Annotated in this window: 4 protein-coding genes (1 of these 4 running past the window's edge); all 4 read right to left on the reverse strand. The window is 75.8% G+C overall.

The window, feature by feature from the left end; translation table 11 throughout:
• Tightly spaced (each overlapping or abutting the next), the 4 genes in view from ACZ3YO_RS12610 to ACZ3YO_RS12625 form a layout consistent with a single transcriptional unit that may run on beyond the window.
• Positions 1 to 1,230, reverse strand: a complete 1,230-nt coding sequence (locus ACZ3YO_RS12610) for a hydroxymethylglutaryl-CoA synthase family protein (RefSeq protein ID WP_331742036.1) — start codon at positions 1,228 to 1,230, stop codon at positions 1 to 3.
• Entirely contained in the window at positions 1,227 to 1,514 is a 288-nt protein-coding gene (locus ACZ3YO_RS12615) for a phosphopantetheine-binding protein (protein WP_465547388.1), read from the reverse strand. Before ACZ3YO_RS12615 ends, ACZ3YO_RS12610 begins: the two co-directional genes overlap by 4 nt.
• Positions 1,511 to 2,503 carry an LnmK family bifunctional acyltransferase/decarboxylase gene (locus tag ACZ3YO_RS12620; protein WP_465568482.1) on the reverse strand — a complete coding sequence of 331 codons (993 nt, stop codon included), beginning with the start codon at positions 2,501 to 2,503 and terminating at the stop codon, positions 1,511 to 1,513. The genes ACZ3YO_RS12615 and ACZ3YO_RS12620 overlap by 4 nt, the downstream gene beginning before the upstream one ends.
• A protein-coding gene (locus ACZ3YO_RS12625; RefSeq protein ID WP_465568485.1) for an SDR family NAD(P)-dependent oxidoreductase crosses the window boundary here: on the reverse strand, positions 2,500 to 12,951 show its 3' portion. It continues 10,317 nt past the right edge of the window; the window shows 10,452 of its 20,769 coding nt (coding positions 10,318-20,769); its start codon lies off the right edge, out of view — the gene reads right to left on this strand; the stop codon is at positions 2,500 to 2,502. Before ACZ3YO_RS12625 ends, ACZ3YO_RS12620 begins: the two co-directional genes overlap by 4 nt.

The raw sequence follows: 12,951 nt of genomic DNA on the forward strand, positions 1-12,951 counted from the left end.
TCAGCGCCATGCGTAGCGGCGGTGGTAGTCCTGGACGCCGGTGAGGACCAGCAGTTCGCCCGGCCGGCCGGCGTGGTCGAGGTACTCGGCCCAGTCCTCGGTGTCGACCCGGCGCTCGCGTTCGGGAACGAGGCAGGACCTGGTCTGCTTCAGCAGCCGGGTGTACTCCTCGAAGCCGATGTCGCGACGGGCCGCCAGGCGCTCGCCGATCCGCAGGGCGCCGAGCGTGCGGGCCGACTCCGGGGTGATCACCCCGCTCAGGAACTCCGAGGCGCAGCCGGAGCCGTAGGCGAACAGGCCGACCCGCTCGGGGCGTTCGCAGGGGGCGCTGTCGATGGTCGCGGCGAGCGCGAGGTAGAGCGAGCCGGAGCAGAGGTTGCCGACGACGCTCGGGTAGACCAGGGACGGCGCGACCCTGCGGGCGAAGTCCGCGTCGATCTCGGCGGGCCGGGCGTCGGCGTGCTCCTGCATCATCTTGCGGTGGCCGGCCCGGACCAGCCCGGCGAACGGGGTGTGCATCACCAGGCGGTCGAAGGTGGTCGCGAAGTCGGCGCCCTCCACCCGGTCCGCGTAGTCGGCGAAGCTCTTCGCCAGGCAGTCGAGGTAGGCGAAGAGCGAGCGGTCGGCGTCCGCGATGTCCAGGGTGGGCAGCGGGCGGGCGGAGTCGAGGGTCTCGTAGCTGTGGAGGCCGTAGGCCCCCGGGTCGATGGCCATGATCCGGGGCCGGTCGCTCACCAGGACGGCGGCCGCGCCGTGGCCGGTGGCGGCCTCCGCGTACGCGGCGTACTCGTCCACCACGGCCACGTCGGTCGCGATCACCAGGGCCTTGGCGCCGGGCGAGCGCCCGGAGGCCAGGTAGCCGGCGGCGAGCTGCACCGCGCCGGTCGCCGCGTAGCAGGCCTGCTTGGCCTCCATCACCCGGCAGGAGCGGGGCAGGCCGAGGTACTCGTGGACGTAGGAGGCCACCGACTTGCTGTAGTCCACCCCCGACTCGGTGGAGGTGACGAGCAGCTCGATGCGCCCGCGCTCGGCCGGGTCCAGCGCGTCGACCAGCGCCTTGGCGGCGTTGACGGCGTTGGTGACCGGGTCCTCGAAGGGCAGGGCGACCGAGCGGCGTTCCATCATCAGGTTGCCGAGCCGGGCGTGGTCCAGGCCGCGGCCGTCGAACAGGTCGGTCAGGGCGATGCCGGCCAGGCCCGCGTAGACGTTGAGCGCCTCGATCCCGATCACGCCCGCACCCCCCGGGCCAGGTGCGCGACGAGGCCGTCGATGTCCGGTATCGCACTGAAGTTCGACATCGGCTCGTCGATTCCCAGGAGCCGGGTGACGCCGATGATGATCTCGACGCGGTCCACCGAGTCGGCGCCCAGCTCCTTCAGGTGCTTGTGCCCGGTGATCTCCCGTGGGTCCAGCGCGGGCAGGATGCCGCGGATCACCTCGTGCAGCGCCTGCTCGGCCCGGGCCCGGGCCGCCTCCTGTGCGGCGCGCCGAGCGCCGTCCTGCTCGCTGTTCACTCTGCCTCCTCAAGGTCCCGCAGCACCCGCTGGGTGCTGACGGCGATCAGGTCCGAGCTGTGCGCGTCGCGGACCACGACGTCGACGAGCTCCTCTGCCGGGTCGGCCACCGCAGCCCGGACGGTGACGGCCATCTCGAACTCGCTGTCCGGTTCGGCGTTGCCGACGTAGCACAGCTGCTGGTCGACCGTCCGGCGCCGCAGGAACGAGCGGTCGCTGCGGCCCAGCGCGCGCCACTGGCGCAACACCGCCTGGTCGACGAAGGAGAAGTAGGACGCGAAGTAGACGAGTCCGACGCCGTTGAGGTCCCGGGTGATGTCGATGCCGTACCGGGTGGTGAAGCCCTGGGCGACGGTGCGGTACTCCCCCGCCGTGTCCTCCCGGAAGGTCAGCGCGCGCCGGGCGCGGCCGTAGACCGGGCGGGGCGAGTACTCCTCGGGCAGGGCCGGCAGCCGGGTGTGGTGGAAGTCCGGCGGCGAGGCCGGGACCAGGCCCCGGTTGCTGTCGGCGTGCCGGCGGCTGACCCAGCGGTTGAAGTTCTCCACGTGCAGGGTGCCGGGCGCCGGGCCGCGATGGAAGGCGGCCGGGTCCCAGGGCTCGGGCGGGTCGCCGGCGGCGGTGGTCGAGGAGATCCGGTGGACGGTCAGCACCGACTCGCTGCCGAAGTCGAACGAGCGGGAGAGCACGTCGAGTTCGTCGCCGAAGGTGGGGCTGCGCAGGTGGAACTCCCGGCTGCCGCGCACCCGGTAGTAGAAGAACGCGAGGTAGGCCGGGTCTCCGCCGGCGCCCTTGGCCGCGAGGACGTCGGTGTCGCAGAGCGCGCCGACGGTCTCCCAGGTCCAGTCCCCGACCTGGCCGAGGAAGAGCGAGTTGTGGCCGCACATCGCGGGCGAGACGGTGACCCGGCGGCGGACGGTGCCGGGGTCCAGCACCTGGAAGGGCGCGGGGGCGGAGGCCGGGGCCGGGGTGTGGGCGGGCGTCGGGGTCATCGGGTGGTCTCCGGTCGGCCGGCCGCGTCGATGCCGGCCAGGAAGTCGGCGAGGACCTGGTTGAAGCGCCCCGCGGCAGTGAGGCTGGGGAAGTGTCCGGCGTCCTCGAACTCGTGGAAGCGGACGTCGGGCAGGGTGCCGTGCAGCAGATGACCGGTCTTCAGCGGGACGACCGTGTCGTGGCGGCCGTGCACGATCAGCGCGGGCGCGGTGAGGCCGGGGAGCCCCGGCAGCAGGTTCGTCGCGAGGTCGAACTCGTCGAGGTAGCGCAGCCCGATCCGGGCGTCGAGGCTCTCGCAGCGCAGCAGCAGCTCCTCGTAGCGCCGGCGGTGGCCGGCGATCGGCTCGGTGCCGGGCTGGGCCAGCAGGTGGTCGAAGTCCTCCCGGGCGACGAGGGCCAGGCGGTTCATCTCGCCCTGCCGGTTGCCGATCCGGTAGGACCCGCCGATCAGGGTCAGCGAGGCGACGTCGTGGGGGTGGCGCATCGCGAGGGACATCGCGGGCAGCGCTCCGAAGGAGGCGCCGGCCAGGTGGACCGGGCCCCGGACGTCCAGGGCGTCGAGCGTGCGGCGCAGCAGTTCGGCCAGGCCCTCCACCGACAGGTCGGCGGCGGCCGTCGTCGCGCCGACGCCCGAGTGGTGCACGGAGATGACCTGGTGCCGGTCGGCGAGCGCGGCGAACTGCGGGCCGAAGAAGCCGGCGCCGATGTTGAAGGGGTGCAGCAGGACCAGCGGGCTGCCCCCGCCGGCGGTGAACACCTCGACGTCGCCCTCGCTCAGTGCGACCAGGTGACGCTGCACGTCCGGCTGGTGCTCGCGCAGGACGGCGTGGTTGTCGCTCAGTGGCCGGTGGCCCTCGTCCAGCGCGGCGCGGACGTCGGCCGGAAGGGCCGCGGCCGGATGGTACGCGGCGGTCGCCGGGTGCGCGGCGGCGCCGGGGCCGTCGGCCGGGACGAGCAGCGGGGCCGGGCCCCCGTCGCGGTGCAGCGCCGCCAGCCGGCGGCCGGCCTCCGCCGCCCGTTCGGTTCCCAGGCCGAGCGGCACGGCCAGCCGGACCAGCGCGGCGCCCGCCGTCGGGCCGGCGGCCAGGTGCGGGGCGGCCCGTACACCGGTGTGCCGGTAGCTCCAGGCCAGCCAGTCGGCCGCCGGGTTGGGCGAGCGGTCAGCCCCGGGCAGCCGGGCCGCGTCGATCAGCACGCAGTGCCCGCCGGCCGCCACCACCGGCAGACCGGCGTCGGCGAGGATCCGCCGCAACTCCCGGACGGCGCCCATCCGTTCGGCCACGGCCGCGGCCGAGCGTTCGCGGTCGGCCAGGGCCGCGGCCATCAGCCGGCGCTGGGCGACGCCCGGCTCCCGGCCGCGCCGCAGCACGTCCTCGTGGAGCAGTTCGGCGAGCCGGCCGTCGTCGGTGGCGACGAGGCCGCCGTGGTCGATGCCGAAGTCCTTGGACAGGCCGAGGGTGACGGCGGTGGCCAGGGCGAGGATCTCCTCCGCGACCTCCCACACCTTGCGGCCCCGCTCGCCGTCCTCGTGCTCGGCGACGAAGGCCGCGTTCTCCAGCACGCGCGTCGCGTCCAGGACGAGCGGCACCCCGTGGGCGTCCGCGGAGGCCCGGACCCTACGCAGGTTGGCCAGCGACAGCGGGAGCCCGCCGAGCGCGTTGGTGCTGGTCTCCACGCAGACGAAGGAGACCGTGCCCGGGTTGGCGGCGAGCGCCCGTTCCAGCGCGTCGACGTCCATGTCCCCCCAGAGCGCCTGTGCCCCGTTCGCGGCGGCGACGGCCGGGACGGCCAGCGGGACGAAGCCGTGGTCGATCTGGTTCAGCGCCCAGGTCGGGAAGAGCGCGTTCTGCACCACCAGTCCGCGCCGGCCGGGCCAGGCCCGGCAGAGCAGGGCCTCGGCGGACCGGCCCCGCAGGGTCGGCACGACGTAGCGGAAGGGCAGCAGGGCCGCGAGGTCCTCGGCCGGGCCGGGCCGGGCCGCGGTCTGCGCGCGCAGCGCGGCCATGCCCTCGGCGACGTAGGCGGTGTCGAGCTCCGTCCAGGAGTCGGTGACGAGGTCGATGTCGGCCTCGCCGGAGTCCAGCAGGAGGGGGTTGTGGCCGTGGGCGGCCAGGCGCCGCGCCCGTACGGCGACGGCCTCGGTGTCGGGGGCCTCGAGGGGACGGGTGCCGGCGGGAAGGGCCCCGGCGCCGGCGACGGGCTGCGGGGGTGCGGGGCGGGCGGACGCCGGGGCTGTGGGGCGGGCGGACGCCGGAGTGGGTGCCGGGAGCGGGGTGGGTGCCGGGAGCGGGGTGGGTGCCGGGAGCGGGGTGGGCGCGGGGATCCGGGTGGGCGCGGGGGCCGGACGGGCGGCCGCCCGGGCTGCCGGGGGGCGGCCCGCCGCGACCTCGGGGTTGGCGATCATGAGGATGAGCTCACCGACGTCGGTCGGCTCCCCGTCGGCCGGCCGGCACAGGTAGACGGGGAGGTTGACCGGCCGGAACTTGTTCTTGAAGCGGAAGTTCCCCTCCCCCGTGAACACCTCGGCGGCGCGCAGCTCGGCCAGCGCCTGCTCGGCCGCCGGTTCGGCGTTCGGCGAGGAGCAGAGCCGCACGCCCAGGCTCGCCCCGAAGCTGAACATCGTGCAGCCCTCCTCCGCGAGCAGCTCCACGATCCGCACGATCGTGTACTCCAGACCGCCCTTCGGCGTCTGCTCGGAGTAGAACTCCAGGTCCAGCAGGTACCCGTTCTCCGACGGGATCCGGGTGACGATGACCGCGCTGCACAGCTGTCCGGCGGAGTGCGTGAGGAACATCCGGTGCCGCTCGGCGAGCACCCCGCGGCTGATCTCGTCCCGCACGGTGGCCACGTACGGATTGACCATGTCCTTGGTGGCGCACCAGCCGTCGATGAGCCCGGCGATCGCGGTGTCGGTGGCCGGATCGGACCCGACCCGGTACTCGTGCACACCCGCCCCGGGCATCCGCGCGAAGCGCTGCACCATGTAGCGCAGCCGCTGCATCCGGGCGCCCGAGAGGCTGAACTCCTGGATGGACTCCATCCGCTGGACCACACCGAAGGGCGTGGCCGAGTACGCGCGCCCGCCCACCTCCGTCAGCCGCACCATGGAGAGCAGGTTGGGCTTCAGCCCGTGGCGCTCCGCGTGCTCGGTGTACTCGCGGGTCAGTTCCGGGAGGTCCTGCTCCGAGCCGACGTAGCTCCACGCCAGCAGCGAGCCGTCCCGCTGGGAGAAGTTGAAGTAGGCGCTGCGGGCGGAGCCGAGGAAGACCAGCGGCGCGATGTCCCGGCCCGGCAGGCCGCCCTCCTTGGCGTGCCGGCGGTCCAGCTCCGCGATCGCTGCGGCGATCTCCGGACGGTCCGCCAGCTCGCGCTTGCGCACCACCACCGGGCCGCCCGCCGCCGGCTCGGCCGCGAGGTCCGGCGCCGGACCTCCGGCCCGGCCCGGGGCCGGCGCGGCCAGCAGGGCGGCCGCTGCGGCGCCGTGCGTCGCGGACAGGTGCCCGGCCAGCGCGCCCACCGTGGGGTGGTCGAACAGCAGGGACTTGCGCTGCGGGCCGAACCGCCGCTCCAGGGCGGCGACGACCCTCAGCATGTCGAAGGAGGTGAAGCCCTGGCCGGCGAAGTCCGCCCCGGGATCGACGGGCCGCTCGACCGTCGACTCGATGAAGCCGGCGAGTTGAGTGTCCGTCAGATCACCTTCACTGGTGTGAGGTTGTGGCAGGGCGACGCGGGCAGCGGGGGTGGCGGGAACGGTGCGGGCTTCGGGGGCAGCGGGGACGGCCGAGGTGGCGGGGGCAGCGGGGACGGCCGGGAGCGCCGCGATCGCGGCGGCGACACCGGCGCTCAACAGCTCGACGGAGTCCTGCTCGTAGAGCTCGGCCGCCTTGAGGTCCAGGCCGTAGGTCTCGTTGAGCATCCGGGCCAGGTCCATCCGGAAGACCGAGTCCAACCCCAGCTCTCCGAAGGGCTGGTCGGCGGGGAGCTCCGCCTCGGGGATGCCGAGGATGTCGGAGAGCAGCGAGGTGACCGTCCGCCGGATCTCCGGGAGCCCGACGCCGGGCGGCGCGGTGGGGGCCATGGGGGCCACTGGAGCAGAGGGGGCCACGGCAGGTGCGGGGCCGGCAGCAGGGGCCGGTCCGGGTTTGCGGGGCGAGGGCCCCAGGCCGGCGGACGCGCCGAGCGAGGGCAGCTTCACCCGCTCGCGGGCGACCGCAGCGGGCGCCGGCGTGCGGCGGACGGCCGGAGCCCGCACGGGCGACGGCGCCGTGGACGAGGACGGTGACGCTTCGATGGTGGCCTCCAGACTCGGGTGCGGTGCGCCGGGGGCGAACCAGTGACGGGCCCCGGCGAAGGGAACACCGGGCAGCGGGGTGCGGCGCGGCAGCGGACCGGCCCAGAGACGGGCCCAGTCGACCGCCATGCCCTCCACCCAGGCACGGGCCTGCCCGTCGAGGTCCGCGGGGCTGTCGAGGTCGACGTGGTCGCGCTCCACGGGGCCGCGGTCCACGGGGCCGGCGGCGTTCTCGTGGTCGCGGACCGCCGGGGCGGACCGGCGCGCGGTGCCGCGATGGGCACCGGGCGGGCAGGTGCCCCCGGCCGCCACACGCAGCCCGCGCACCAGCTCCGCCCGGTCGCGCACCACCAGGGCGAGACGCTCGGGCCACTCCTCGCGCCCGCTCTGCAGCGTGCGGGCGACCTCCGCGAGCACGGGCTCACGAAGCTCCAGGTGGTCGGCCAACAGACCGGCGTACTCCTGGAGTTGTGCATCGGTGGGCGCGGACAGCACCACCAGCCGCGGGCTGCCGTCGTCGGCGGCGGCCGGCCGGGGCCGGGGCGACTCCAGGACGACGTGGGCGTTGGTGCCGCCGAAGCCGAACGAGCTCACCCCCGCGCACCGCACGGGCACGCCGTCGGCACCGGCCGTACCCTCCCACCGGAGCGGACCGTCGACGATCCGCAGCGGTGTCCCGGCCAGCCGGATGTGCGGGTTGAGCCGCTCCAGGTGCAGGTGGGGCGGGAGTTGGCGGTGCTCAAGGCCGAGCAGGACCTTGATCACCCCCGCGATGCCCGCCGCCGCCTCCAGGTGGCCGATGTTGGTCTTCACCGATCCGACCGCGATGTGCGGATGGTCGGGCAGCTCCCGGCCCCGGTCGGCGTAGAGCGTCGCGAGGGCCTGCTTGATGCCCTCGATCTCCACCGGGTCGCCGAGACTGGTCCCGGTGCCGTGCGCCTCCAGGTACCCCAGTCGGTCGGGATCGGTACCGGCCGCGCGGTGCGCCCGCACCAGGACCCTGGCCTGTGCCTCGGGGTTGGGCGCGGTCAGCGAGCCGGCGCGGCCGCCGTGGCCGACCGCCGACCCGGTCACCACTCCATAGACGTGGTCACCGTCGGCCATCGCCCGCTCCAGCGGCTTGAGCAGGACGACCCCGCAGCCCTCGCCCCGCACGTAGCCGTCGGCCCCGGCGTCGAAGGTCTTGCAGCGGCCGTCTGCGCTGAGCATTCCGGACTGCTGGAACGCGCTGAACAGCGCCGGGCTGAGCAGCACGTTGACCCCGCCGACGAGGGCCTGCTCGCACTCGCCCGCCGCCAGCGCGCCGACCGCCCGGTGGATCGCCACCAGCGAACTGGAGCAGGCGGTGTCCACCGACTCGCTCGGCCCGTGCAGGTCCATCAGGTAGGAGACCCGGTTGGCGAGGACGGCGTGCGCGACTCCGGTGGCGCTGTGCGCCTCCACCGTGACGGCCGCCTTTCCGAGCAGGTCGGCGTAGTCGGAGGTCGAGACACCGGCGAACAGGCCGGTCGCGGTGCCCGCGAGGTCGGACGGGCGGTAGCCGGCGTCCCAGACGGCCCGCCAGGCGGTCTCCAGGAACAGCCGCTGCTGCGGGTCCATCAGGGCGGCCTCGCGCGGGGCGATACCGAAGAAGCGGGCGTCGAACCGGCTCACGTCGGCGAGGAACCCGGCCCGGACGGGGGCCGCCCCCGCGGCCCGGCCGAGCTCGGCGCGGTCCGGCGGCACGTCGGTGACCAGGTTTCGGCCGGCCATCAGATGGTCCCAGAACTGCGCCGTGCCGGCCGCGCCGGGCAGCACCGCCGCCATGCCGACCACCGCCACCGGGAGCGGCCGGCCGCTGGAAGGCCGTAGCGCGGGGGTGGGGGTCGGCGGCCCGGAGGTGGCCGTGGGCTGGTAGGTGGCCGTGGGCTCGGCGATGGCCGTGGGCTCGGCGATGGCCGTGGGCTCGGCGATGGCTGTGGGCTGCGATGCGGCAGCGGGCTCGGCAGCCTGTTCGTCGGCCGGCTGCGGCGGTTCGCCGCGCTCCGGAGCCGGCTGCGGCCCTGCCGGGGCGGGGAGGGGCTGCGGACGGTGGTGAACCGCCACCTCGGCGGCGTGGTGGCGGACCAGGTGGGCCGCGAACGAGGCCAGGTCGGGGCACTCGAAGAGGACGGTCGGCAGCAGGTCCAGACCGTAGAGCCCGTTCACCTGGTTGATCAGCTCGGTCAGTGTGAGCGAGTCGAACCCGAGCTCCAGCAGCTGGTCGTCCACGTTGACGTCCTCGGGCTCGACCAGGAGGAACCCGGCGGCCATCGCCCGCAGTTCGCGCTCCACCTCCGACGCCGGCACCTCCTCGGGCGTCGGCTGCTGCTCGGGCTCCTGCTCGGGCGTCGGCTGCTGCTCGGGCGTCGGCGAGGCGGCCTCGGGGCGATCCACCTGCGGTTCCGGAGCGGCCTGGGCGGACGCGGCGGACGGGGCGGAGGGGGCGGAGGGCCGCTGGACGACCGTCACCCGGGTCTCCCGGCCGCCCAGGGCCACGTCCAGCGCCCGCAGCCCGTTGGCGGTGCTCATCGGCGCCATGTCCCAGCGGCGCGCGAGCAGCTCCCGGGTGGCGGCGTCCACACTCATGCCGCCGTCCTCCCAGAGCGGCCACGCGATCGACACCGTGTGCCCGGCGCGCAGGCCGGCCGCGTGCCGCTGGGCCCGCTGCTCGGCGAACTCGTCGAGAAAGGCGTTGGCGTAGGCGTAGTCGAGCTGGCCCGGGTTGCCGCTGTAGGCGACCACGGAGGAGTAGAGGGCGAAGAAGTCGAGCGGCTGGCCGAGCGTCGCCTCGTCGAGCGCCAGCACGCCGGCCGTCTTCGGGGCGAGCACGGCATCGAGGTCCGCCCGGCTCTTGGTCACCGCGCGGGCGTCGCGGGTGACCCCGGCCGCGTGCACGACACCGCGCAGCGGGCCGTACTGCGCGACGGCCTCGCCGACCAGCCGGCGCATCCCGTCCGTGTCCGCGACGTCGGCGCGCAGGTAGCGGACGGTACCGGCACCCCGGTCGAGCTCGTCCACCAGGGCCTGGCGTCGGGGGTCCAGCGCGGAGCGGCCCACCAGCAGGACGGTCACCCCCCGCGCGCGGGAGGCCAACAGCCGGGCGGTGTGCAGGCCGAGCGGCCCGGCGCCGCCGGTGACCAGGTAGACGCCGTCCGGGCGCGGCCGCAGCCGGTCGGCGGGCGCGGGCACGTGGTCGAGCAGGCCTCTCACCTGCCGTTCGCCGCCCTGGTAACGGACCTCGACGGCGGCGCCTGGCCGGCACCCGGCCAGCTCCGCCACCAGCCGGGCGGCCCGCTGCTCGCGCGGCGCCACCGCGTCGGCCCCCTCGAAGGCCACCCGGGCGGCGCCCAGCCGGCTGTGCTCCAGCGCCAGGCTGCGCAGCGCGGCGCCGACGGCCGCGTCGTGCGGCCGGGACGACGGGGTGGGGGCGGTGTACCCGTAGACCACCCGCAGGTCGCGCGGGGCCCCCGGCCGGGCGAGCAGGGCGGTGGTGAGCGCGACCAGGGCGTGGAAGCCGCGGTCGAGACCGGCCGTCAGGTCGTCACCGCCGTGGCCGGCCGCGCCCTCGGGGGCGCAGAACACCAGGCCGTCCGGCTCCAGGCCGCGCTCGGCGAGGTCCGCCACCAGCCGCCGGCACTGCTCCCGGTCGGTGAGGGCCAGGCGGTAGCCGCCCGTGTCATCGGTTCGGGCGAATTCCGGGGCGGGGGCCAGGGCGACGACCTGCACCCCGCCGGCGGCGAGCCGCCCGGCCAGTGCCCCGGCCGGCCCGGGCTCCTCGGCGGCGACCAGCACCACGCGCGGCGCCGGGGCACCGGTCAGCGGCTCCGGCGCGGGCACCGGCTCCCAGACCGGGCGGGCGAACCGCAACAGGCCCGCCTCCTCCGGCCGTTCGGGGGCGCTCCGTACCTCGGGGGTCTGCGGTGCTTCCTCGCCGAGGCCCGGCTGCGGCGCGCCGTCGGTCGTGACGTCTTCCCCGGCCTCCCCCGCCGCCTCGTCGGCGGGGGGCTCGGCCAGCCAGTAGCGGGCGCGGTCGAAGGGGTACGTCGGGAAGGCGGCGCGACGCGGCCGGGGGCCGGCCCAGAGCGTGCGCCAGTCCACCTCCGCCCCGGTCAGCCAGGCCGCCACCGCCGCCGCCCGGTCCGCGCCGTCCCGCACCGGTGCGGCGGTGCGGGCGGCGGTGCCCGTGTGGACGCCGCGGGCCGGGCGCCCCTCGGCGAAGGCGCGCAGGCCCTCGGCCAGGGCGGGCAGGCTGCCGGCGACCACGGCCAGCCGCTCCGTCAGCTCCCGGCGTCCGGTCTGGCTGGTCCACGCGAGCGAGCGCAGGGTCGGTGCGTCGTCGCCGGCCCCGGTCGCGGCCGCCACGTGGTCCGCGACCCGGCCGGCGAGCACGGCCAGCCGCTCGCGCGTCCGGGCGGACAGCACGAAGACCTCCTCGATCCCGGCGGGCTCGGGGGCGCCCAGCGACGCGGGGGCGCCCAGCGACGCGGGGGCGCCCAGGTACTCCTCCAGCACCAGGTGGACGTTGGCCCCGCCGGCGCCGAACGAGCTCACGCCCGCCCGGCGCGGTTGCGCACCCGCCCGCCCGTCCTGGTCCGCCCGGTCCACCCGGTCCGCTTGGTACGGCTGGTCCGCCACGGGCCGGGGCCACGGGGCGGCCTCGGTCAGCGGCCGGAACGGCGAGGCGTCGAAGTCGATCCTCGGGTTGAGCCGGTCCAGGTTGGCGCTCGGGTAGAGCAGCCCGTCCCTGAGTTGCAGGAGCACCTTCGTCAGCCCGGCGATCCCGGCCGCGCCCTCCAGATGGCCGATGTTGGCCTTGACCGAGCCGATCGCGACCGGCGGGCCGTCCCAGCCGGTGGCCGAGGGCACGTCGGGCCCGGCGCCGAAGGCCCGGGCGAGCGCGGCCACCTCGATCGGGTCGCCCAGCGCGGTACCGGTGCCGTGGGCCTCCAGGTAGCCGACGGTGCGCGGGTCGACGCCGGCCGCGGCGAGCGTCCCGGCCACGAGGTCGGCCTGCGCATTAGGGTTCGGGACGGTGTAGCCGCTGGTCTTGCCGCCCGCGTTGGCGCGGCTGCCCTTGATGACGGCCCAGATCCGGTCGCCGTCGGCCACCGCGTCCGCCAGCGGCTTGAGCAGGACGGCGCCCACCCCCTCGCCGGGGACGTAACCGTCCGCGTCGGCGTCGAAGGTCCGGCAGGCGTCGCCGCCGGCCAGCATGCCGCGCGCCGACAGGGCGACCAGGTGGGCCGGGTGCAGGATCAGGTTGACGCCGCCGGCGACGGCCATCCGGCACTCGCCCCGGCGCAGGCTCTCGCAGGCCAGGTGAACGGCGGTCAGCGAGGACGAGCAGGCCGAGTCGACCGCGAAGCTGGGCCCGGTCAGGTCGAAGTGGTAGCTGGCCCGGTTGGCCACCGACCAGTACGCCGAGTGCGCGGCCCCGAACTCGCCCCGGGGCCAGCCGGAGGCCGCCGCGAGCTGGCCGTACGAGCCGTACATCAGGCCGACGAAGACGCCGGTCTCCGGGACGCGGGTGTGCGCGCCGAGGTAGCCGGTCTCCTCCAGGAGGTTCCAGCAGGTCTCCAGGAACAGCCGCTCCTGCGGGTCGATCGCGGCCGCCTCGCGCGGCAGGATGCCGAACAGCTGCGGGTCGAACTCGTCCACACCGTCCAGGAATCCGGCCCACCGGCCGTAGCTGCGGTTCGGCCGGCCGCGTCGCGGGTCGAAGTGCTCCCGCCAGTCCCAGCGGTCGGCCGGCACCTCGGTGATGTGGGCGGCACCGGCGGCGAGGTTGCGGGCGAAGGTGTCGAGATCCGGGGCGCCCGGGTAGCGTCCGGTGACGCCGACGACGGCGATGTCGAGGGCGCCGTCGCGGGCCTGCTCCTCGCGGGTCTGGTCATGCGGCGCGGACGCCGGGTGGACCGTCGCCGTTCGGGCCGCTGCCTCGGCCGGTTCCGCCGCCGTTCCGGCCGGTTCCGCCGCCGAGCCTGTCTCCGGCGCCGGCTGCGCGTCGGCGGGGGCCGCCGTCGCGAGGGGCCCGGGGCCGGCCTCCGTGCGGGTGAGGACGGCCGTCAGCGGCTCGCGTCGGACGGCGAGGAGGTGGGCGGCGAGCCGCTCGATCGTCGCGTGCTCGAACAGCAG

Source organism: Kitasatospora sp. NPDC022785, from assembly GCF_055561295.1.

Excerpts from the sequence above, each read along its gene's own strand:
- ACZ3YO_RS12620 (WP_465568482.1), bottom strand. The coding sequence starts at position 2,503 with ATGACCCCGACGCCCGCCCACACCCCGGCCCCGGCCTCCGCCCCCGCG.